Below are 21,356 nucleotides of genomic sequence, written 5' to 3'. Positions count from 1 at the left end.
ACTGCAAATTATACAATTTTGCCTTAGGTATATGCGTATAAAAAATGTTAAAGTTTTAATTATAATCCCGACTAATCGAAAAATATCGTATCTTTGCAGCGAGATTTTAAGACAATTTAAGCTATTATGCCAATTAAGAAATACATTCAGCCTGTTTATATACTTACAATGTGCTTCGTGATTCTACTCACAAGCAGTTGCAAGCGCCAAGCAAATGCGACTGCCACAGTGGTTGCTCCTGATGATGCCAGTGGCTTTGTAACACTGACCGATGCTGTACCCGATGCCATCCTGGAGATACGTTACTTTGGTACCTACAACTTTGTGGGACAGCGTATTGATGGTTATCTGGAACCCACAGCCCTGCTCACCAAGCAAGCAGCAGACAGTCTGCGTGCAGTGAGCGACGATGTGAAGGCGCAGGGTTACCGACTAAAGATTTACGATGCTTATCGTCCACAAAAGGGTGTTGACCATTTTGTACGTTGGGCAGAGGATATACCTGATACACTGATGAAGCGCTACTTCTACCCCGACTTAGACAAGAGCGTACTGTTTGAGCAGGAGTATATCTATGAGAAGAGCGGACACACACGTGGCAGCACGGTTGATCTGACCCTGTTTGACATGAACACAGAGAAGGAACTCGACATGGGTGGCACCTTCGACTGGTTCGGACCAGAGAGTCATCCTGATTTCTGCGGTAATCCCGAAACAGGCGATTACACGGGTGACAACTCGAAGTCGCCCCAGGGTCGTAAGATTACCGAAAAACAGTTTAATAACCGCATGATACTGCGCAACGCCATGCTGGCACATGGTTTTAAACCACTCGACAGCGAATGGTGGCATTTTACACTTGAGAACGAACCATATCCTGATACCTATTTTACTTTTGAGGTGAAACAGCTAAAACAAAAATAAATAGGGAAGGAAAATCTAACGAATGAAAAAACGAAAAGGGGAGATGCTGTCGTCGCGACGGGGTCTCCCCCGAACTTATATAATAATACACGTATGATTGCCTCAACCACCCTTACATCGAGAGTGTTTCAGCAATAAAATCGCAGAAGGCTGGTCTTCAGACTTTCCTCCACTATCCGACGCCTTCTCGCCCAAAACGGGGCAATGGCCTGTAGTCGGACAGCCATAATAGAGTTCACTGCTGCGGGACAGTCGGAGATTTTCACTCACATTCCCAATTAAGCACAGTTACGTGCACCTTCGCGGGTGATATTACGCAATATCACCATTTATCCCTCGGCCGACGCCTCGGCTTCGGTATCTTGTGTCAGCAGGTCGGCAATAGGCAGTTGACGGTCGATAGCCGTATGGAACGATATCAGCGTCTCACTGCTTGAAAGGCCGAGTGGCTGCAGCTTATCATGGATGATAGTTAGCAGATGATGGTTGTTGCGGGCATAGATCTTGATAAACATATCAAAGTTACCCGTGGTAAAGTGGCACTCCACCACCTCAGGAATCTGCTTCAGTTGTTCAAGTACCTCGTCGAACTTAGCGGGGTCTTTCAGGTTCAGACCAATAAAGGCACAAGTCTCGTAGCCCACACTTTCGGGCTCAATCAGGTACTGGGTGCCCTTCAGTACACCCATGTTGTTCATCTTTTGAATGTGCTGGTGAATAGCAGCACCACTTACATTACAAGCACGAGCCACCTCCAGGAATGGAATACGGGCATCGGCGGCTATCAGACTCAGAATCTGCTTGTCAAGTTCGTCAATTTTTACCATAGCAGTAGTTATTTTTTGATTTCTGTTGCACTATAATTTATCTTTAAGGCATAGGCTTTTTGCAGCTGGCGTTTCACCTCGCTGACCAAACCCATAGGCGCCTTTTTATCAACACGCAGACTAACGGTGAGTCGCTGTTGATTCTCTTGAGAGAGCCCACTACGAATCTCTTCGATACGGGCTGGAATATCGCCTGGCTGTACGATGTCGTTGTTGAGTTGTACATGCCAAGCCTCACCTTTATGGCCGATATAGATGTTTACCACGGCCTGCTTATTGGCTAACTTCTGCACCTCGCTGCCCTGAGGCACTTGCAGGCGCACCTTTACTTCGTCGCTACGCATGTGGGTGACAATCATGAAGAAGAAGAGCACCGTAAAAATCAAGTCGGGCATAGAAGCCACATTGAGCGATGGCACACTGCGACGACTCTGACTGAACTTGCTACGCATAGGTCTCATTGGGCACCTCCTTCCTGGGCTATGGTGCCCTCACTGATACGCTGCGGGTAGTAATCATTAATCATCTCGCGCTGTTCGGCATTACAGGTCTCGTAGGTACAGCCATAGTGCTTCTGCGCATACTCCTCACGCAAGGCATGGTAGGCACCCACAATAGCATCCTGCATACTGAAATAGGCCTCGTAGGTGGTCTTGGCATCGGCCTCGATCTGAACCACATGACCAGTACGGTTCACCATAGCCAGCGTACGTACCTCGGCAGCCAGTTGTTGCAGTGTCACAGGCTTGCCATCACACCACAGTTGGTTCTGTGCATCCAGCTTGACCTGCATCACATTGTTGCGATTGATATCCTTGGGTATCTCGTGTTCCAATGGCGGTGGTGCCATCTGACGCATCAATCCCTTCTCCGTGTCCATCGATGAGGTCACGAGGAAGAAAATCAACAACATAAACGATATGTCGGCTGTTGATGTGGTGTTCAGCTCCGGAATTTGCTGACGATAGCGCTTACGAAACATCCGATAATCAATATAATAGAGGTATATATAAACATATCAGCGGCACGCAACCAGAAGCCATCGGTAAGCCACGTGCCATTGGTAAGGATGGGCTTGGTTGAACCCAAAGCAAAGGTAACCACCATGATGAGCACAAAACCCACAGCCACCAGCCATCCAATGCGCCCTGCAGGCACACCGTTAACCACATCGCTGCCCTTACGACGGTTGCGCAAGCCATGCCATACCGAATAGGCAGTAACACCTATGGCTGCAGCTAATGTTATATACATCAGCCACAACATCACATCGGCAATAGCAGGCGAAATAAAACTATTCATCACTATTCACTCTTTGTCTTCCACTCAGCAATCAGGTCGAGCAGTGTAATGGCTGCCTCTTCCATCTGTGCGGTCAAACGTTCAATCTTTGAGAGGATGTAGCTGTAGAACAGCTGTAATACCAACGCTACTACGATACCAAAAATAGTGGTAATCAGCGCCACCTTCATACCCTGAGCCACAATGGTAGGACCGATATCGCCTACCTGCTGAATCTGGTCGAAGGCCATCACCATACCAATCACAGTGCCCAGGAATCCGAGCGATGGTGCCATGGCAATGAAGAGCTTAATCCACGAGCAACCTTTCTCAAGGTTAGCAGTTTGCAGACCACCAAAGTTGGTGATGCTACGCTCGATGGCATCCATGGGCTGTTTGATATGCAGCAATCCTTGATAGCATACTGAGGCTACAGGACCACGGGTGTTACGACAGAGTGTTTTGGCACCCTCTACATCGTTGGCCTTGAGGCGCTGTTCGATATCTGCCATCAGCTGATGACTCTTAATCTCGCTCAGTGTCAGATAGATAATACGCTCAATGCAGAATGCCAGACCCAGCACCAAGGCCAGGGCCACCAGCGACATGAAGGCTACGTTACCATCCACAAACTTGGTCTTCAGCTGTTTGTGCAGGCCACCCCCCTCTTCAGCCTCATCGTCTGTAAGAGCTTCCAACTCGCCATCCATCACGGTCATTGAGTCGGTAGCAGCCACAGAATCGGCAGGCACCACAGCAGCAGCGCTCTTAACACTATCAGCTGCAACTGCGGACTGAGCGAAACAGGTTTGCGTAAAACTAAGCAGACCTATCAGTGTAAATAGAAATACCAATCGTTTCATATATTACAATCAATACGCGGAGAGAACAGGATACCTCGGCACTATGCCTCGGAGCTTTGAATCCTCGTTCTTCCTAGCGGAGAGAACAGGATTCGAACCTGCGAGCCGGTTTTGCCGGCTACACGCTTTCCAGGCGTGCCTCTTCAACCACTCGAGCACCTCTCCTTATTTCAAACATTTATTTTTAATACTCTTCTACAATTCTCATTCGTTGCTGTCTCCACCTCTTCCTCGCTTACCTGATAGGCTTCGGCCAACTTCTTTAGCACGTAGGCCACAAAGGCAGGCTCGTTCCGCTCGCCACGCTTAGGCACAGGGGCCATATAGGGGGCGTCGGTCTCGAGTACCAGACGATCCAAAGGTACCACAGCAGGCAACACCTCAGGCAGATGCGACTTCTTGAATGTTGATACACCGCCTATCCCCAGCACAAACCTGTCGAACTGCAACAGTTCCTTGGCCTCGAGTTCATTACCCGTAAAGCAGTGGAACACGCCACCTGGCAACTGGTCCTTGTAGCGTTTCAGGATGGTCACCATCTCATTCTGAGCCTTGCGACAGTGAATCATCAGTGGCAACTGCAATTCAACCGACCACTTGACCTGCTCCTCGAAAGCTAACAGCTGCTCCTGCTCAAACTCACGACTCCAGTAAAAGTCCAGGCCCACTTCGCCAACAGCAATGGGTTTTACGCCATCCTGCTGGAAGTAGGGTTTTATCTGATCCAGGACCTCCTGCCAATCGGCCTTCACATCCTCGGGATGCAAGCCCAGCATGGGATAGCAGTAGTTAGGATAGCGCTTGCAAACGCTGATAACGGTATCGAGCGACTGCAGATTAATGCCTGGCACACCAATGGCTTGCACGCCAGCCTCGCGAGCGCGTACAATCACTTCGTCGATATCCTCAACGAACTCTTCACCATCAATATGACAATGCGTATCAATCATTAGCTCTGACGTTTCATCATTTCGGCAGCGTAGGCCTTGATCTCAGCCTTGCGCTCGTCGCTAACGCTCACCTTAGCCAAGTAAACCAGACTCTCCTGGTAGTACTGTTCAATCTTCTGCTCGCACAACTGGCGGATACCAATCTCGTTATACAGGTTGGTTACAGCAGCCACCTTCTCGTTGCGGTCAAACTCCTTGGCCTCAACCCACTTGGTCAGTTCATCGCGCTGGGCAGGGGTTGCACGGTTAAAGGCGTTGATAAGCATGTAGGTCTTCTTGTTCGAGGTGATGTCGCCACCAATGTTCTTACCAAACACAGCGGGGTCGCCATACACATCCAGCAGATCGTCCTGCAACTGGAAGGCCAGACCTAACTTCTCGCCAAACTTATACATATTCTCGATATCCTCGGCTGGGGCATCGGCCATAATGGCACCAACCTTGCAAGCACAGGCCAGCAGCACGCTGGTCTTCAGTCGGATCATCTCAATATACTCATCCTCGGTAACATCGTTACGCTGTTCGAACTCTACATCCAACTGCTGTCCCTCACCAATCTCGAGTGTGGTCTGGATAAACACCTTGAATACAGCAGGCAGCTTAGCCGAATCACAGTCCTCTACGCGCTCAAAAGCCTGAAGCAACATGGTATCACCCGACAAGATAGCACGGTTGGCATCCCACTTCTTGTGCACAGTCTCGTGTCCACGACGCATGTCAGCGTGGTCCATCAGGTCGTCGTGCAGCAGTGTAAAGTTATGGTAGGTCTCCAGTCCGATGGCCTGAGACATAATGCTCAGTGGATCGTCTTTATAGAGATTATACGCCAGCATCGTGAGTACTGGGCGTACACGCTTTCCGCCGATAGACAGTACGTACTTGATGGGGTCGTACAACGAGGCAGGCTGGCGATCGTAGACCAGATTGTCGAGGGCCTCATTCACTTTCTTCAGTAGATCTTCTGATGTATACATATCTTTTATAAATTAAATACAATAGGAATACACACCATCGTGCGACAGGGCTTGGCATTCATCATACCGGCCTTCCACTGCGGCATGCTTTTGAGTACACGCATCACTTCGGCGTCGCAGGCAGGCTCCAGGGGCTGCACCACCTGTAGGTCGCTCAACGTGCCATCCTTGTTAACCACAAACTGTACCACCACTCTGCCCTTGATTTTTTTCTGTTGGGCCGAGGGGGGATATTTCAGGTTCTGCGTGAGCCACTTCATAAACTCGACGGCACCACCAGGAAACTGCGGCAGGTCTTCAACCACACGGAAGTCGATGGGTTCGTCGTACATATCCACCACCTGAGGCTTCTCTTCAGCAGCCTTCTCGGTGGGTTCTTCTTGTTCGGTCTCGTCCTGCAGAATGGGTTCGGGGGGCAGTTCCACATCATTGTCCACCAAATGTAGCTGCTCACTCTCCTGCTTCTCGACTTTCTTTTCCTGAGGCATCATCATCGGCACTTCGTCCTTATCGCGCTTCAGGGGTGAGAGTTCCACCTCGGCTTCCAGACTGTCGTCATCGTCGAACAACGTCCAGCCAGTACCGCCACTATTCCACTCGAGTAGCACAAACAGCGTGGCCAACACAACAATCAGTCCCAGCAGGAACCCCTGTGTGCGTTTCTGTTCCAAATCCGCTTCACTACTCTTCTTGATATCCATCTACAGTTTTCATTAAACCGAGTGCAAAGATAGTATTTTTTTCCGTATAAATAGATATATATTAAGTTTTTTTGCTAACTTTGCGACCAAATTAGGAGAAATGAACATCAGAAACGGCGTTATCACCACCCTACTCACGTTTTGGGCCTGTACCAGCATGGCGCAGGAGAGCAAAACCGTGTACAATTTCCTGCGACTGCCCGTGAGTGCGCATGCTGCCGCATTGGGTGGCGAGAACATCACGCTAACCGACGACGACGCCACACAACTGTTCCACAACCCTGCCCTTATCAGCGGTGTATCCGATAAAACGCTAAACCTGAATTACATGACGTATATGGAGGGGGCCAAGACAGTGAGCGCCTCGTTTGTTCGTCTTTCGGGCGAACGTGCCTCGTGGGGTGTGTCGGCACAACTGATGGACTACGGCCGCATAAAGCAGACCTCGTTTACCAACGAGGATCTTGGCGACTTCTCGGCCCGCGATATTGCCATTGGTGGTACGTTTGCCTACGAGTTGACTGAGCGTATCAGTGGTGGTATCACCGCCAAGTTCATTACCTCAACCATTGCCGGCTACAACTCCTTAGGCGTAGGTGTAGATTTAGGTTTGAACTATCTCGACGTGGAGCGTGGCTGGAGCGTTTCGACTGTGGCACGCAACTTAGGTGGACAGATTAAGGCCTACGACGATGAGTTTGAGCGCATACCCTTTGATCTGCAGGTGGGTGCCAGCAAGCGCCTGCTTAACTCACCCCTGCGTTTCCACGCTACGATGAGCCGACTTACCGACTGGAGCGAGGGCATCGGGCGCCATTTAGCCATCGGTGCCGACGTATTGCTAGGCGAGAACATCTACCTGGCAGCCGGTTATAACTTCCGCAAAGCCAGCGAGATGAAGATTACTGACAGCGAAGGCTCATCGGCTCACGGCGCCGGTCTCACCTTAGGTGCAGGACTCTCGCTGCAACGCTTCAAGCTCCACTTAGGCTGGGGCAAATATCATGTCAGCACATCATCGCTAATTATTAATATATCATACACATTATGAAGAAGATAACAATTGCAATCGATGGCCACAGCTCGTGCGGTAAAAGCACGATGGCCAAGGACCTGGCCCGCGAAGTGGGCTATGTATATGTAGATACAGGCGCCATGTATCGCAGCGTAACACTCTACGCCCTGCGCCACAACCTATTTAATGCCGATGGCAGCGTAAAGACAGCCGAACTGGAGCAGCAGATGCCACAGATACAGATTTCATTCAAGTTCAATGCCGAGACAGGTCGTCCCGACACCTATCTTAACGGAGAGTGTGTTGAGAAGGAGATTCGCAGCTTGGAGGTGAGCAACCATGTAAGTCCCATTGCAGCCGTAGGTTTTGTGCGCACCGCCATGGTTGCCCAGCAGCAGCAGATGGGTAAGGACAAGGGTGTGGTAATGGATGGTCGTGATATTGGTACCACCGTGTTCCCCGATGCCGAACTGAAGATTTTTGTGACTGCATCGGCCGAGGTACGTGCCCAGCGTCGTTTCGACGAACTCAAGGCCAAGGGCATGCCTGCCGATTTCGACGATATTCTGAAGAACGTACAGGAGCGCGATTATATCGATTCGCACCGCGAGGTAAGTCCACTGCGCAAGGCCGACGATGCCATCGAGCTCGACAACAGTCATATGACCATTCCTGAACAGAAACAGTGGTTAATGGACCGTTTTAAGGAGAAAATAGAGCAATAATTGTTCTATTTATTCATTTTTTTCGTCATTTTTTTCGCTTCTTTTGTTATTTTTTGCTACCTTTGCAGCCGAATTTCATTAGAAGCAAGAAAAAATGACGAGAAAATTAATTATTTCGGCTTTGTTGGCAGTAGCCACTACAGCCACTGTCCACGCCGGTGGACTCATGACCAACACAAATTATCACATAGCTTTCGACCGTATGTTCGCACGTGGCGCAACGACCGAAATCGACGCAGCCTACAGTAACCCCGCCGGACTGGCTTGGGGGCACGAGGGATTCCAGTTTTCATTGAATTTCCAGAAGCCTTGGCAGAATCGTGACATTAAGACAACCGTACCAGGTTTCTTAGGCACAGGTTTCCAGCAGAAGTACAACGGTAAGGCTTCGGCTCCCATCGTACCTGCCCTTTTTGCTTCTTACAAGAAAGATCGTGTGGCCTTATCAGCCATGATCGGCATTGTAGGCAGCGGCGGTTTCGTGAAGTACGAAGAAGGCATTCCCATGTTCGAGGTACCCCTCAAGGCCATGCTGGCACAGGCCGGCATGATGCCCAACAGCTACCGTTTCGATTCAGAGATGAAAGGTAAGCAGTACATCTATGGCGGTCAGGTGAACCTGACATACAAGGTGAACGACAATTTCTCGGCTGCTATTGGTATGCGTGCCAACTATTATGATGGTTACAACCGTGGCCATGTAGTAGCTGACATCCCCAACTATACCTCTTCGACAGCACCTGCACCCAACATCGACCTGATTAATCTGCAGCTAGACTGCATTCAGCGTGGCTGGGGCTTTGCACCTATCGTAAGTTTCGATTACCATGATGGTCCACTCACCATCGCTGCACGCTACGAGTTCCGTACCAAAATCAAGACCGAGAATGATACCAAGACACTTTCGGCCCGTATCAAGAACACCGATCCTACCACAGCAAGTGTAATGCCTTACATCGAGGGCGACCTTGCATTGGCACAGTTCGGCGATAAGGTGGCTGCCTATAAGGATGGTGCCGAGACACGTTACGACATGCCTTCGCTGTTTGTTACAGCTGTAGGCTACGAATTCTCAGAGAAGCTGCGCGGTACACTGGAGTATCACTTCTTCGACGACAAGCACGCCAAGATGGCTGGCGACCGCCAGAAGGAGCTCACCCACGGCACACACGAAATCCTGGCCGGTGTAGAGTACGACATCAACAAGAAGTTTACTGTTAGCTGCGGTGGACAGCGCACCGACTATGGTTTGGCCGACGGATATCAGCAGAACACCTCGTTTGCTTGCGACAGCTACTCAGTAGGTTTGGGTGGTGCCTGGAACATCAACGACAAGATGCGCCTCAACGTCAGCTACTTCTGCTCGCTCTACAGCGACTTCACCAAGAATCAGCAGCAGTATCAGGGTCTGCCATACGCTGGTAGTGACACATACAGCCGCACCAACCACGTGATTGGCGTAGGATTAGACTATAAATTCTAAATATCAAATTCAATCTCTAATTTCACCGAGCGGGATCATCACAAAGTCGCGCTCAAGCATCAGAGGGTGGGGAATCTGCAAGTCGGGTTCATCCACCCTCAGATCGTCATATAGCAGAATGTCTATATCCATCAGGCGGTCGGCATAATGGCCTCCTACCGACTTGTGTGTACGCCCCAGCTCGCGCTCAATCTTCTGGGTGGCAAGCAGCACCTGGCGGGGCGTTAGTGTGGTTTCGCATAGCACGCAGGCATTCACAAACTGGTTATCCGACTCGAACCCCCAGGGCTCGGTCGAAATAAGAGAGGACTGGCGCACAACCAGTCCTACTCTTTCGCCGATAAGCGATATAGCGTTGCGGATATTTGTCTCCTTATCGCCAAGATTACTACCCAGCCCAAGGAATACCCGATGTAACTTTTCACTATTCACTATTCACTCATTAATCGTCCAGCATCAGCATAGCATCACCGTAGCAACCAAACTTATAACCCTCCTTCAGCGCACGCTGATAGCCCTCGTACAGCAGGTCGTAGCCAACAAACGAAGCCTCGGTCATCATCATAGGCGACTCTGGGTGATAGAAATTACCAATCAGTGCATTACACAGTCCGAACTCGTATGGAGGGAAGATAAACTTGTTGGTCCAACCCTCATACTCCTTCAGCATACCATCGGTACCTACGGCACTCTCGGTAGCACGGGCGGTGCTCACACCTACGCAGCACACACGATGTCCGTTCTCCTTAGCCTTGTTTACAATCTCACAAGCCTCGGCAGGAATAAACATCTGCTCGCTCGACATCTTGTGCTTGGTCAGGTCCTCAACCTCGATAGCATCGAAGTTTCCCAGACCGCAGTGCAGGGTGATAAAGGCAAAGTTAATACCCTTAATCTCCATACGCTTCATCAACTCGCGACTGAAGTGCAAGCCAGTGGCAGGCGCAGTAACAGCACCCTCGTTCTTAGCGTAGATGGTCTGGAAGTTGGTCATATCCTCCTCGTTAGCAGGGCGACGGTCGATAATATAGCGTGGCAGTGGAGCCTCGCCCAAACCGAACAACATCTGCTTGAATTCATCGTGTGGACAGTCGTAGAGGAAACGCAGCGTACGGCCTCGGCTGGTGGTGTTATCAATCACCTCAGCCACCATAGGACCATCTTCCTCGAAAAAGAGTTTGTTGCCGATACGAATCTTACGGGCAGGCTCTACAAGCACATCCCACAAGCGCTGGTCGGCATTAAGCTCGCGCAGCAAGAACACCTCAATCTTGGCATCGGTCTTCTCCTTGGTACCGTACAAACGGGCAGGGAAAACCTTGGTGTCGTTGAAGATGAATGCATCGTCCTCGTCAAAGTAATCGAGGATGTTACGGAAGTCGAGACCACTCTCGATTCGCTTACTCTTACGATGCAACACCATCAGCTTGCACTCGTCGCGATGGAAAGGTGGCTCAAGTGCAATCTGTTCTTCAGGTAACTTAAACTTAAACTGTGATAACTTCATATTTTTATTATTTCACTATTCACTATTAACTATTCACTCTTCAATTAATTTCTCCTCCATCCAGGCAGGGAACTCATCGAATGTCAGGCAATCCTCCAGTCGAACGTCGCCCACACGTGTGCGGCACAGAGCAGTAAGATGCGCGCCGCTGCCAAGAGCCTCGCCAATGTCGCGAGCCAGCGAGCGGATGTAGGTACCCTTACCACAACCCACACGTATCTGCAGCTGCATCTTTTCGGGATCGAAATCGATGATTTCTATCTCATCGATATGCACGGGCTTCTCAGCCAATTGGTGGTCGCTACCCTTGCGTGCCAGTTCGTAGGCACGGTCGCCACCCACCTTACAGGCCGAAAACAGCGGTGGTCGCTGCATAATATCACCCACAAACTTGGGCAGTGTCTGCTCAATCAGCTCACGGGTGATATGCGCTGTGGGATAAGTTGCGTCCACCTCATGCTCCAAATCGTAGCTAGGGGTGGTGGCACCCAACTGCAGGGTAGCCGTATACTCCTTTGAGTGCAGCTGCAAAGCCTCGATCTGCTTGGTGGCCTTACCGGTGCACAGCACCAGCACACCTGTAGCCAAGGGGTCTAAAGTGCCGGCATGTCCCATTTTCACACGTTTCACGTGCAGTCGTTTGCTCAGCACATAACGGATATGTGCTAGCGCCCCGAAACTGCTCATGCGATAGGGCTTATTGATATAGATATATGCGCCTTCCTGAAAGTTCATCGAGTGAGCTGATAAATGAGCACTGTTACACCGATGATGGCGCAATAAATTCCAAAGTAAACAAGCTTTCCCTTCTTAACCAGGTTAATCATCAGTTTGCAGGCAAAGCATCCCGACAGGAATGCAGCCACGAAACCAATAGCCATGGGGAAGAAACCGATACTATCGTTTACCACCTCGTCGCCCTTCATGGCTTTCAGTACATCGAGCAATGCCTCACCTAAAATAGGTGGGATGACCATCAGGAATGAGAACTGAGCCAGTTTCTCCTTCTTATCACCCAGCATCAAACCCGTAGCGATGGTTGAACCCGAACGCGACAGTCCTGGCAGCACAGCACATGCCTGAGCCACACCGATAACAAAAGCATCCCACAACGAGATATGCTCTTTGACACGAGGCTTGGCATAGTACGAGAAGATCAGCAGCACAGAAGTAACGATCAGCATCACGCCCACAATCAGTAAGCCAGCGCCGAAAGCCTCCTCTACCTTATCCTTAAAAAACAAGCCAACGATACCAACAGGAATCATCGACACCAAGATGTTCAAGGCATATTTTGTCTCGTCGTTCATCTTAAACTTAAACAAACCCTTCAGTATCCAGTCGATCTCCTTCCACAGTATAACCAGCGTACTCAGCACGGTAGCCACGTGTACAGCAACAGTAAACTGCAGGTTGTCGGCACCATCAATACCGAAAAAGTTTGAGAGGATAGTCAGGTGTCCGCTCGAACTAACAGGCAGATACTCTGTGAGTCCCTGCACCAAACCAAGAATCAAAGCTTGAATCCAATCCATATTTCAATTTTTACATTTTCTAATTATTACATTTACCCTACTAGTCTTTTGGTTTACGAACTACGGCATAAATCATCGATACAAAACCGAACAAACATACCACAGGGGCCACCTTGGTGCGGCGCACACTGAAGATATCGGGTTCGAATGCGGTATCGGTTGAGTTAGGACCTACCATCAGCAGAAAGCCAATCACTACGATGGCCATGCCGATTGCCAACAAAATAAAGTTGGTCTTATCGAATGCAAAATTCTTCTTATCCATATTTCAATTTTTACATTTTCTAATTCTTACATTTTTAAATCTTGTACAGTTCGCCAGCCGACATACGCAGGAACTTGTTTACCGAGATATACGAACATGCAGCGGTAATAATAATACCAAACAGCAGCACAGCCACAGCTGTAATCGTAAGCTCGCGCCAGGTAATAATGCTGATGATGTTGGGCTCGTAGTAGTAGAGCGCATACATGCAGCCTCCCAGCACAGCAATGGCTATCAAGGCAGCTATCACACCCACCAACAGCGCCTGCTTCATAAACGGCTTACGGATAAAGCCCCACGAGGCACCCACCAGCTTCATCGTATGAATGATGAAACGGCGCGAGTACACACTCAGTCGTACGGTGTTGTTAATCAGCGAGAACGATACAAACGTCAACAGCACAGCCAGCGCCAGCAGCACCAGATTCACCTTGGTAAGATTGCGGTTCACGCTGTCCATCAAGTCAACCTGATAGGCCACATCCGTAATCTTCGGGTTCTTCTGCAGCTCACGGGCAATCCACTTCAGCGAGTCGCGGTTGGCATAATCCGAATGCAACTGCAGCTCGAGTGTGGCGGGGAACGGGTTAACGCCTAAGAACTCCGACGGGTCGGAACCCATGGCATCGCTCTGCTCCTTCAAAGCCTGCTCTTTGCTAATGTAATCGATGTTACGCGAATAAGGACGATGATACAGGTCGCGACACAACAGTTTTGCACCGTTAACCGATACATCATCGCTCAGCATCACCGTCACAGTGAGATTTTCTTTCACCCACTGCGACAGATTACGAGAGGTCTGGACTGAAAATACCACCAGTCCAAGTAAAACCAGCACCATCGCCGTACTAATGCAAAGTGTTACCAACTGCACACCTCGACGGTTGCCAGCATCATTTTTTCGTTTTTTCATTAATTTACGTACGTAAAAATTCGAATTCGGCTGCAAAGATACTATTTTTTTTCTTTATCACAAAAAAAAAGTGTAATTTTGCACCCGTTATGAGTACAATTATTTATCCATCGCCCATTTTTGGGCCCGTTCACAGTCGCCGACTGGGCATTTCGCTCGGTATCAACCTGTTGCCAGCCGACGGTAAAGTGTGCAGTTTCGACTGCATTTATTGTGAGTGTGGTTTTAACGAGGACTATCGCCCCACCCTGCCCATGCCTACACGCCAGGAGGTGATTGAGAAGCTCGAGGCCAAGTTGCAGCAGATGGTGACCGACGGTCAGTTGCCAGATGTACTGACCTTTGCCGGTAATGGCGAGCCCACCTGTCATCCGCATTTTGCCGAGATTATCGATGATGTCATCCGCCTGCGCAATCAGTATTGCCCCCAGGCCAAGGTGTCGGTACTCAGCAACTCTACCATGATTCACCGCCAGCAGGTACACGATGCCCTGATGAAGGTAGATAACAACATCTTAAAACTCGATACCGTTGATCCTTTATATATTAATAAGGTAGATCATCCCAACGGCACCTACGATGTGGCCCAGATTATCGATCGCCTGAAGGCCTTTCACGGCCATGTGATTATACAGACCATGTTTATGCGCGGCCAGTGCCAGGGCGAGAGCGTAGATAATACCGACGAGGAATACGTAGCCCCCTGGTTAGAGGCCGTCAAAGCCATCAAGCCCCAGCAGGTAATGATCTACACCATCGACCGCGAAACGCCCGCCCAAGGTCTGGAGAAAGCCACCCACGAGCAACTCGACCAGATTCGCGACCGTGTCATCGCCGCCGGCATCCCCTGCACCGCATCGTATTAAGCATATCAACTATCAGCATTTCCACCGATGGAACGCAATGTTCCCACGTTGGGAATAAAACATTCCCTAACTGGGAATGAAACGTTCCCAAGTTGGGAAAATTTTTCGGACAAATAGGCACATCCTCTTAATTGTTTACTCAACGATGATTCCGGTAACGGGAGAATACATATCAGGCAAATCGCGACTAAAATAGGTACGTTTATCGCAATAGAATGCCTTGAAATCCTGTTCAGAGGGATGTCCTGGAAAAACAGAGAAGAAATGAGTATCCTTCTCGTTCTTTCCTACATACTTATTTCGCCAGAAGGTTATGAAACTTATATGCACACCCGATGCTGTAGCAGGCTGTAAAATCTGGTCGGTCCAATAGCGAGGATTAGAAAAAGCTTCGAGACCGGTCTCGGTAACTGCACAGGGTTTCTGTTTCTTGGCTGACACAGCAGATAAACTCTTCAAACTGATATAGAAATCGATGGGATTCTCCTGCTCATAGAAATCATAACCAATCATATCGACATAATCGTCGCCAGGCCACCAATAAGTAAAGCGATCCTCACCATCAGCACCTCCCGACTGAGGCGAGATGATATAGATAAACTGGTGGACACCACCCCGCATCAGATAAGCCACGGTGTACCTCCAAAGGTTTACGAACTCAGACTCGGTTGCACAGCCACGGCCCCACCAGTTCCAGGTTTGTGTATGCTCGTGGAATGGACGAAAGATAATGGGGATTGGATGTCCGTTATCGTCCTTTAAATCCTTTACGAAGCTAATCAAACGATCTAACCATGTGTTAAACTTGGCCTGAGTATTGCTACCATTTTTCAGGATACCAGCCACAACAGCACGGCTCGAGTTGTCCCACGAATCACCATCGGTTAAAGGGTTATTAAGATGGCAACAAGCGGTAATCACCTCGCCACGGCGACGCGCTGCCAGAATGTTCTGCTTTGATTGCGCCACCCAATCGCTTTGGGGATTAAATCTATCATCCATCATACTGGCAAAGTCGAGACTATACACGGCAGGATAATCACCACACACGTCTTTCGTATCTGATTTTCCCTTAACGCCCTGCCAATGGCGACCATAGCTCAAATCATCGTGGTGACCGAACATAAAGCCTCGCTGCTGGATAGCCCATAAATTGGCATAGAGTGCTTTTGTCTCAGCTGTTGCATCTGGATCTACCATTTTCAGGGTAGTATGAGCCCCTATGTTAGTATAGCTACATACTAACATTATCAATATATAAAACTTGTTCATTTTTACGTTGTTATTTAGATATTGTTGAGTATTGTTATCTTTAATTGTTTTCTAAAATCGTCCTCATTCAAATCAGTCTTGACATATACCTGCTTCTTTGCACCTGGTATCAAGTCAAAATAGTTATCACTAAAGAAATTGTCGGTACCATCGAGCGACAGGAACACACCTCTTGCCACCTTATCGGCCGAAATCACCAATCGATAGCCATCAACAACCTTTATCATCTGGTAGACCACTGCAGACTTCTTGAACTTAACGTCCTTTGGTGGCTTCAGGTAATAGATGTTACCATAGTGTTCCCTATCGGTAAACTCGGCAAGTATGACCACCTGGTCGGTCTGTTCATGATTCAACAACTGCTTGACGGGGACAGAGAATACATTCTTCGACACATTAGCAGGCACACGCACTTGCTTAGTGTGCTGATTCCTGACAGCACCATCCATATCGAGGACCTTTATCGACAGCTGACCGGAAGTTGAAGTAAGACGGTCGTTGACAATATAAACCTGCAGATTACCGTCCTTCTCAATCGGAGAGACAAGTATATCACGATACGAGTTACGCATCAGATAATGTGCAGCCTTCCATCTTCCGTAATAATCACGAGTGGCCCACGATGCTACTGGCCAGCAGTCGTTAATCTGCCAAAGCAGTGTGCCCCAACAGTAACCTTTCTCGCGGCGATGCGATTCGATAGCTGTCTTCATAGCATCGCCCTGCATCAGCTGGCCTACATACAGCAACGATTCGAAATCCTTAGGACGTTTATACTCACTGAGCAGATAAGACTCTATCAGCTGATTGGCATGCATACCGCCACGCTGGTGCGACATCATAACATCCGAATAGATATCCCAGTCGTTGGGTTGTGGTGCAAACTGTTTGACCGACTCAAACTCAGGGAAACTCTGCATACCGTATTCGCTACAGAAACGGAAACGTGTATTATTATACTCAGAGATGGGTTTCTTAGCATGCCATACTGCCCAATAGTGATAATCGCCAGATGTTTCTATGCTACCATGACCATAGCCACCAAAAGGCGATGAAGGCCAATAGGCTATGGCAGAATGATACTTACCAACAACCTCGGGCAGAAGATGATAGAACAGATCTTCGTATTCTTTCCAGACCTTTTCGGCATATTCAGGCTTCTGGTCTTCGAGTCGCTTTTTCCAGCCCCAGTTGTACCATCCGTCCTGACATTCGTTATTGCCACACCACAAGGCTATACAGGGGTGGTTGCGCAATCTGCGAACATTGTCGATGGCCTCCTGACGTATATTCTCCAACAAGGCACCTGATGCAGGATAGAGGCTACAGGCGAACATAAAATCCTGCCAGATAAGTATACCCTTCTCATCGCAAAGTTCATAGAAATAATCGTCTTCGTAGATACCGCCGCCCCACACTCTGAGCATATTCATGTTCACATCAACAGCATCCTGAATGGTTTTCTCGTAGACCGACTTTGTGACACGCGGCAGAAAATTATCGCAGGGGATATAGTCGGCTCCTTTCATGAACACACGTACACCATTCAACTCAAAACAGAACTCCTGCCCCCACTCGTCTTTCTGAGTGAGCAACTTGATGAAACGAATACCCGTTCTCTGCGTATAAGTATCAGAAGAATCATCTTTTTGCACCTTTACATTAAAGGTATAGAGGTTGGGCTTGCCCAAGCCATTACACCACCAGAGTTTGGGTTTGTTGATACAGAACTCTAATGTCACAGTATTAACTCCTTTTTCCAGCTTTACCTTTTTATCGGCATAGTTGTTGCCAGCGTGATCTGTTGTCTGAACCATGGCCATTCCATCAGCATCGGCAAAGATTTCAATCGTCTGTCGGATTTTTGCCTTGGCCTTGCTAACCAGCGGCTGCTCGGTATACACATCGGTAATCCTAACGTCATTCCAAGCTACCAACGACACCTTTCGCCAAATGCCCGATGTAACCAGTCGAGGCCCCCAGTCCCAACCATAATGATAACCGGCTTTGCGGGCAAATATACTGATTTTCTTATCAAAAAGTCCACCATTCTCCGACTGGTCGTTGGCTGCTTCGTAATGGTATGGCAGTGCATCCCATTTAGGCACGTCGACTTTGACGGGCGAATGGAAATAAACCTTCAGCTCATTATCCGAGCGTTTCAACAATTGACGGATATCGGCTTTCCATCTGCGGAACATGTTGTCAGCCTTGATAATCAGACTGTCGTTCAGGTAAACATCGGCATAGGTATCAAGACCATCGAACTCTATCCAGACATTATGTTTGGAGAATATGCTCTCATCCACACCGAATGCGGTTCTATAAATCCAGTCTTCCTTATCAATCCACTGCACACCACGCTCGTTCAATCCGATAAAAGGATCGGGGATGATGCCGTTGGCCATCAAGTCGGTATGCACGGTGCCCGGCACTATGGCAGGAAGCCAATTGCCCTGTCGAACCTGCTTGAACTGCCAATCTGATCTTAACTCTACTCTTTGAACATTATTTGCCATAATTCCTAAAAAACAGAATATTGTAACGATTAAAAATATACATCTCTTTTCCATGCTAATTTACAGTTATATGGGTTGGTAAACTATACATATCATTCAGATCCTTGCTGAACAGGGTCAGCTCACTATTGTAGAACTTTACAAAATCGGAGGCCGAAGGATGTCCACCATAAACTGAATAATAATGTTTATCGGCTTCGTTGCCATTGACAAACTTGTTTCGCCACATCACAATCATACTAACCTTGCGTCCTGCGGCTGGTGTCAATATCTGCTTGGTCCAATAATTCTTATCAGTAAATGATTCCACACCGGTTTCGGTTACGCCACAAGGCTTGTGTTTATTGGCCGACAAATCAGAGAGAGTCTTGAGATTGTGTGAGAACACCTCTGGATTCAAGCCATGATAACAGTCCATGCCTATAAAATCAACATAATCGTCGCCAGGCCAGCGAAACAGGAAATCATCCATCGTCTTGCGACTGTCCATCTGTGGCGAAACAGCATAGATAAAATGATGAACACCTGCATGTTGCAGATAATCTACAGTAAATCGCCATAAACTGATAAACTCCGCCTCGGTAGTACACGACTTACCCCACCACGACCAGGTTTGTGTATGCTCATGAAAGGGACGGAAGATAATAGGAATAAAACGTCCGTTATCATCTTTCAAACTCAGCGCAAACGTAACCAATCTGTCAAGCCACGACTTGAACTTAAGTTGCGTGGCACTGCCATCAGTAAGGATCTCTGCTGCTACCATATGGCTTGAGTTATCCCACGAGTCGCCTCCTGTCAAAGGATTATTCAGATGGCAGCAGGCAGTAATCACTTCACCACGACGGCGTGCTTCCAGAATGCAGCGTTTCCTGATGTCGTTTGCCTCTTTAGCTGTCTCATAACGGTCATCCATTATTTCTGCGAAATCGCAGCTAAACACAGCTGGATAATCGCCACAGACATCTTTGGTATCAGAGTTTCCAGACTTATTATACCAATATCTGCCATAAAAAAGATCATCGTGATGACCGAACATAAAACCTTTTTGCTGAACCTCCCATAAGTTAGCATACAGCGCCTTTGTTTCTGCAGTGGCCTGACTATCGGAAACAGAAAGAGTAACACTTCCTGAAGAAGGCTGCTCATGCTCTTTCTCTGTCTCATCGCCAGCTGCTGTACAAGATACAATGGGCAGTACGGAAATAAGACAAACTGCCCATTTTATTTTTCTATATATTGAAGTCATGTGTTATTTGATGTTTGTGTATAGAACAAACGACTGCGCCTTTACCGTTATGCGTTGGCCGCTGTTCAACGTTAGATTTTGCTCTACAGGAATGGGGAAACCATTAGTTCCCTTTAACTGATGGGTTTCTTCATACAAATACTTATCAGCATTGTTAATGACTGTAGGTAACAACAGTTGGATGGTCTTATCAGCATCGCCTACATTAACGATGGCAATGGTATTATGCCCTTGATACTCGCCAGCTACGCAGAACACGCCTTCATTGGCAACTCTACTTGTCTTGAGGATGTTAGTGCCTTTGGGGAAATACTTACACATTAATGACCAAGTGTAATACAATGGGCGCATGGCCTCCTCATCAGGTTTATTGAACACCTCGTTACCTAAGATATTCCATAGTCCCCAGATCTTTATGTCCTCAGGCCTTCCCGTATCACCATTGCTATGCATGGCATCATCGAGCATCCAGATAGCTAGCCCTGAGAAGCCATGGTTCATGACCTCCATGGCCAACATAGGCATGTCGAGTCCATAAAAGTAGTCGTAACAAAGCATGTTACAATCAGAACCCTTGGTAAAAGGATGATTCTCTACACGGCGCTTGTACTCGGCTAATAGCAGAGAGTCTTCGGTCTGCTGGTATTTGAAGCCCGCCTCGCCAAGCACGATTTTCTTTCCTGCAGGAACCTTACTTCTGAATGCAGCCAACGTCTCTCCGTACCTTCCGCTCCTAACCTCATACTGTCCAGGATAAGCATGAATATCATAAATACCAACTATAGAGTCGGCCATGGCTGCCGTATTAGTCACCCATCCGTAAGCATCGAATTCAGAATGAGGATTTTTGTAATGCGCCACTACATCGGGACCTGCCAGCGATACCTTGTCGAGCAATCCGGGATACTCAGACATCTTCTGATGGAACCGATGCAGCATATCAAGCCATAAGCGATAATCGCCATTAGTCGAGGCCCAGTCGCCATCAGGCTCGTTGAATATCACAAAATGTTTGATGCAGGTAAAGCCTTGATCGCAGACGAGATAGTTGAGATAATCAACCGACATGTCGATCCATTTCTGATCAGCCTTCATCTCCCATGTAGGAGGATTGTATTCGCCAAAGATAACCGTGATTTGTTTCTGGGTGCAATACTTCAGCAGGCGCGAGATGGATTTTAGATGACGGGATTTATCGTACGTTCCCGTTTGAGGGGTGTAATAACGGAACGGGCTATTGATCATGCAGCGCACATACTGCGGTTGCATAAAGTCGAGTCGCTTATATAGCGTCTGCCAGTCGTCGTCGGATACTTCAGTGCCCCACAACTCAGCCTCGTCGTACGGATCCCATTCTACACCATTACCAACGTAATCGGCGTTTATTACTTCATCGGCCACCTTAATCTCTACCACATCGTGCATTGAGCACGATGCAGTAAAGAAAGGAACAGCTAAACCAGCTAAAAGCATTCTTACATCCATAA

At 48.4% G+C, this 21,356-nt stretch carries 23 protein-coding genes, 1 tRNA gene and 1 riboswitch; of the genes, 5 read left to right on the top strand and 19 right to left on the bottom strand.

All coding sequences use genetic code 11. The annotated features are described in order from the left end of the window. Positions 1-126 precede the first annotated feature (126 nt). Positions 127-924: a M15 family metallopeptidase gene (locus tag BLU97_RS08285; RefSeq protein ID WP_074761075.1), complete on the top strand. Its 798-nt coding sequence runs from the start codon at positions 127-129 to the stop codon at positions 922-924. Positions 925-1,054: 130 nt separating this feature from the next. Beyond that, a riboswitch (cobalamin riboswitch) is annotated at positions 1,055-1,241 on the bottom strand. Between the two features lie 12 nt (positions 1,242-1,253). Here BLU97_RS08285 and BLU97_RS08280 read toward each other — a convergent pair. The 9 genes from BLU97_RS08280 to BLU97_RS08240 form a co-directional block, all read right to left on the bottom strand. Then, positions 1,254-1,751, bottom strand: coding sequence for an Lrp/AsnC family transcriptional regulator (locus BLU97_RS08280; RefSeq protein WP_013065330.1), 498 nt, complete (start codon positions 1,749-1,751; stop codon positions 1,254-1,256). Positions 1,752-1,759: 8 nt separating this feature from the next. Continuing rightward, positions 1,760-2,203, bottom strand: a complete 444-nt coding sequence (locus BLU97_RS08275; protein WP_074761472.1) for an ExbD/TolR family protein — start codon at positions 2,201-2,203, stop codon at positions 1,760-1,762. A gap of 5 nt (positions 2,204-2,208) precedes the next feature. Next, a complete protein-coding gene (locus tag BLU97_RS08270) occupies positions 2,209-2,733 on the bottom strand; it encodes an ExbD/TolR family protein (RefSeq protein WP_074761074.1) in 525 nt (174 codons plus the stop codon). Further along, on the bottom strand, positions 2,694-3,053 hold the full coding sequence (locus BLU97_RS08265) for a hypothetical protein (protein ID WP_074761073.1): 360 nt from the start codon (positions 3,051-3,053) through the stop codon (positions 2,694-2,696). Before BLU97_RS08265 ends, BLU97_RS08270 begins: the two co-directional genes overlap by 40 nt. A 2-nt stretch (positions 3,054-3,055) precedes the next feature. After that, positions 3,056-3,895 (bottom strand): MotA/TolQ/ExbB proton channel family protein, encoded by an 840-nt coding sequence (locus BLU97_RS08260; protein ID WP_074761072.1) that lies wholly within the window; start codon positions 3,893-3,895, stop codon positions 3,056-3,058. 77 nt (positions 3,896-3,972) lie between these two features. Further along, a tRNA-Ser gene (locus tag BLU97_RS08255) sits at positions 3,973-4,060 on the bottom strand. 5 nt (positions 4,061-4,065) lie between these two features. Next, the gene (locus BLU97_RS08250) at positions 4,066-4,845 is read right to left on the bottom strand and encodes a TatD family hydrolase (RefSeq protein WP_074761071.1); all 780 of its coding nucleotides are present in this window, start codon (positions 4,843-4,845) and stop codon (positions 4,066-4,068) included. Further along, positions 4,845-5,819 carry a polyprenyl synthetase family protein gene (locus BLU97_RS08245; protein WP_074761070.1) on the bottom strand — a complete coding sequence of 325 codons (975 nt, stop codon included), beginning with the start codon at positions 5,817-5,819 and terminating at the stop codon, positions 4,845-4,847. Before BLU97_RS08245 ends, BLU97_RS08250 begins: the two co-directional genes overlap by 1 nt. A gap of 5 nt (positions 5,820-5,824) precedes the next feature. After that, the gene (locus BLU97_RS08240; RefSeq protein ID WP_074761069.1) at positions 5,825-6,520 is read right to left on the bottom strand and encodes an energy transducer TonB; all 696 of its coding nucleotides are present in this window, start codon (positions 6,518-6,520) and stop codon (positions 5,825-5,827) included. Positions 6,521-6,620: 100 nt separating this feature from the next. On the opposite strand from BLU97_RS08240, the gene porQ reads away from it, so the two are divergent. The 3 genes from porQ to BLU97_RS08225 all read left to right on the top strand — a co-directional run bounded on the left by porQ (position 6,621) and on the right by BLU97_RS08225 (position 9,743). Continuing rightward, positions 6,621-7,571, top strand: coding sequence for a type IX secretion system protein PorQ (gene porQ, locus BLU97_RS08235; RefSeq protein WP_081352928.1), 951 nt, complete (start codon positions 6,621-6,623; stop codon positions 7,569-7,571). Continuing rightward, positions 7,568-8,260, top strand: a complete 693-nt coding sequence (cmk, locus tag BLU97_RS08230; protein WP_074761068.1) for a (d)CMP kinase — start codon at positions 7,568-7,570, stop codon at positions 8,258-8,260. The genes porQ and cmk overlap by 4 nt, the downstream gene beginning before the upstream one ends. Positions 8,261-8,354: 94 nt before the next feature. Next, a complete protein-coding gene (locus tag BLU97_RS08225) occupies positions 8,355-9,743 on the top strand; it encodes an OmpP1/FadL family transporter (protein ID WP_074761067.1) in 1,389 nt (462 codons plus the stop codon). A 9-nt stretch (positions 9,744-9,752) separates the two neighbouring features. Here BLU97_RS08225 and folK read toward each other — a convergent pair whose 3' ends face one another. From folK to BLU97_RS08195, 6 genes are read right to left on the bottom strand one after another with little or no spacing between them, the layout of a single operon-like run. Continuing rightward, positions 9,753-10,175 carry a 2-amino-4-hydroxy-6-hydroxymethyldihydropteridine diphosphokinase gene (gene folK, locus BLU97_RS08220; RefSeq protein ID WP_074761066.1) on the bottom strand — a complete coding sequence of 141 codons (423 nt, stop codon included), beginning with the start codon at positions 10,173-10,175 and terminating at the stop codon, positions 9,753-9,755. 10 nt (positions 10,176-10,185) lie between these two features. Then, positions 10,186-11,250: a tRNA preQ1(34) S-adenosylmethionine ribosyltransferase-isomerase QueA gene (gene queA / locus BLU97_RS08215; RefSeq protein WP_074761065.1), complete on the bottom strand. Its 1,065-nt coding sequence runs from the start codon at positions 11,248-11,250 to the stop codon at positions 10,186-10,188. Between the two features lie 33 nt (positions 11,251-11,283). Then, a complete protein-coding gene (truB, locus tag BLU97_RS08210; RefSeq protein WP_074761064.1) occupies positions 11,284-11,985 on the bottom strand; it encodes a tRNA pseudouridine(55) synthase TruB in 702 nt (233 codons plus the stop codon). Further along, positions 11,982-12,785 carry an undecaprenyl-diphosphate phosphatase gene (locus BLU97_RS08205; protein WP_074761063.1) on the bottom strand — a complete coding sequence of 268 codons (804 nt, stop codon included), beginning with the start codon at positions 12,783-12,785 and terminating at the stop codon, positions 11,982-11,984. The genes truB and BLU97_RS08205 overlap by 4 nt, the downstream gene beginning before the upstream one ends. Before the next feature lie 40 nt (positions 12,786-12,825). Then, positions 12,826-13,050 carry a DUF3098 domain-containing protein gene (locus BLU97_RS08200; RefSeq protein ID WP_013063608.1) on the bottom strand — a complete coding sequence of 75 codons (225 nt, stop codon included), beginning with the start codon at positions 13,048-13,050 and terminating at the stop codon, positions 12,826-12,828. Positions 13,051-13,084: 34 nt separating this feature from the next. After that, positions 13,085-13,963, bottom strand: a complete 879-nt coding sequence (locus tag BLU97_RS08195; RefSeq protein WP_074761062.1) for a cell division protein FtsX — start codon at positions 13,961-13,963, stop codon at positions 13,085-13,087. 89 nt (positions 13,964-14,052) lie between these two features. Here BLU97_RS08195 and BLU97_RS08190 point away from each other — a divergent pair, with 89 nt between their 5' ends. After that, entirely contained in the window at positions 14,053-14,829 is a 777-nt protein-coding gene (locus BLU97_RS08190; protein WP_074761061.1) for a radical SAM protein, read from the top strand. A gap of 135 nt (positions 14,830-14,964) precedes the next feature. Here the strand turns inward: BLU97_RS08190 and BLU97_RS08185 are convergent, their stop codons facing one another. From BLU97_RS08185 to BLU97_RS08170, 4 genes are all read right to left on the bottom strand, one after another. Beyond that, entirely contained in the window at positions 14,965-16,029 is a 1,065-nt protein-coding gene (locus BLU97_RS08185; RefSeq protein ID WP_254771688.1) for a glycoside hydrolase family 26 protein, read from the bottom strand. Positions 16,030-16,115: 86 nt separating this feature from the next. Next, positions 16,116-18,620: a glycoside hydrolase family 2 protein gene (locus BLU97_RS08180; RefSeq protein ID WP_254771687.1), complete on the bottom strand. Its 2,505-nt coding sequence runs from the start codon at positions 18,618-18,620 to the stop codon at positions 16,116-16,118. A gap of 55 nt (positions 18,621-18,675) precedes the next feature. Next, a complete protein-coding gene (locus tag BLU97_RS08175) occupies positions 18,676-19,869 on the bottom strand; it encodes a glycoside hydrolase family 26 protein (protein ID WP_074761058.1) in 1,194 nt (397 codons plus the stop codon). A gap of 3 nt (positions 19,870-19,872) precedes the next feature. Continuing rightward, a complete protein-coding gene (locus tag BLU97_RS08170; protein ID WP_074761057.1) occupies positions 19,873-21,354 on the bottom strand; it encodes a hypothetical protein in 1,482 nt (493 codons plus the stop codon). Positions 21,355-21,356: the final 2 nt, after the last annotated feature.

Source organism: Xylanibacter ruminicola, from assembly GCF_900107775.1.
Lineage (GTDB): Bacteria > Bacteroidota > Bacteroidia > Bacteroidales > Bacteroidaceae > Prevotella > Prevotella ruminicola_C.
The sequence above is the reverse complement of the archived record's forward strand: the minus strand, read 5'-3'. Positions and strand labels throughout refer to the sequence as shown.

Bases quoted from the DNA above. Each gene is read 5' to 3' on its own strand.
- BLU97_RS08285 (WP_074761075.1), top strand. From the start codon at position 127: ATGCCAATTAAGAAATACATTCAGCCTGTTTATATACTTACAATGTGC.
- BLU97_RS08280 (WP_013065330.1), bottom strand. From the start codon at position 1,751: ATGGTAAAAATTGACGAACTTGACAAGCAGATTCTGAGTCTGATAGCC.
- BLU97_RS08275 (WP_074761472.1), bottom strand. From the start codon at position 2,203: ATGCGTAGCAAGTTCAGTCAGAGTCGTCGCAGTGTGCCATCGCTCAAT.
- BLU97_RS08270 (WP_074761074.1), bottom strand. From the start codon at position 2,733: ATGTTTCGTAAGCGCTATCGTCAGCAAATTCCGGAGCTGAACACCACA.
- BLU97_RS08265 (WP_074761073.1), bottom strand. From the start codon at position 3,053: ATGAATAGTTTTATTTCGCCTGCTATTGCCGATGTGATGTTGTGGCTG.
- BLU97_RS08260 (WP_074761072.1), bottom strand. From the start codon at position 3,895: ATGAAACGATTGGTATTTCTATTTACACTGATAGGTCTGCTTAGTTTT.
- BLU97_RS08250 (WP_074761071.1), bottom strand. From the start codon at position 4,845: ATGATTGATACGCATTGTCATATTGATGGTGAAGAGTTCGTTGAGGAT.
- BLU97_RS08245 (WP_074761070.1), bottom strand. From the start codon at position 5,819: ATGTATACATCAGAAGATCTACTGAAGAAAGTGAATGAGGCCCTCGAC.
- BLU97_RS08240 (WP_074761069.1), bottom strand. From the start codon at position 6,520: ATGGATATCAAGAAGAGTAGTGAAGCGGATTTGGAACAGAAACGCACA.
- porQ (WP_081352928.1), top strand. From the start codon at position 6,621: ATGAACATCAGAAACGGCGTTATCACCACCCTACTCACGTTTTGGGCC.
- cmk (WP_074761068.1), top strand. From the start codon at position 7,568: ATGAAGAAGATAACAATTGCAATCGATGGCCACAGCTCGTGCGGTAAA.
- BLU97_RS08225 (WP_074761067.1), top strand. From the start codon at position 8,355: ATGACGAGAAAATTAATTATTTCGGCTTTGTTGGCAGTAGCCACTACA.
- queA (WP_074761065.1), bottom strand. From the start codon at position 11,250: ATGAAGTTATCACAGTTTAAGTTTAAGTTACCTGAAGAACAGATTGCA.
- truB (WP_074761064.1), bottom strand. From the start codon at position 11,985: ATGAACTTTCAGGAAGGCGCATATATCTATATCAATAAGCCCTATCGC.
- BLU97_RS08205 (WP_074761063.1), bottom strand. From the start codon at position 12,785: ATGGATTGGATTCAAGCTTTGATTCTTGGTTTGGTGCAGGGACTCACA.
- BLU97_RS08200 (WP_013063608.1), bottom strand. From the start codon at position 13,050: ATGGATAAGAAGAATTTTGCATTCGATAAGACCAACTTTATTTTGTTG.
- BLU97_RS08195 (WP_074761062.1), bottom strand. From the start codon at position 13,963: ATGAAAAAACGAAAAAATGATGCTGGCAACCGTCGAGGTGTGCAGTTG.
- BLU97_RS08190 (WP_074761061.1), top strand. From the start codon at position 14,053: ATGAGTACAATTATTTATCCATCGCCCATTTTTGGGCCCGTTCACAGT.
- BLU97_RS08185 (WP_254771688.1), bottom strand. From the start codon at position 16,029: ATGGTAGATCCAGATGCAACAGCTGAGACAAAAGCACTCTATGCCAAT.
- BLU97_RS08180 (WP_254771687.1), bottom strand. From the start codon at position 18,620: ATGGCAAATAATGTTCAAAGAGTAGAGTTAAGATCAGATTGGCAGTTC.
- BLU97_RS08175 (WP_074761058.1), bottom strand. From the start codon at position 19,869: ATGACTTCAATATATAGAAAAATAAAATGGGCAGTTTGTCTTATTTCC.
- BLU97_RS08170 (WP_074761057.1), bottom strand. From the start codon at position 21,354: ATGGATGTAAGAATGCTTTTAGCTGGTTTAGCTGTTCCTTTCTTTACT.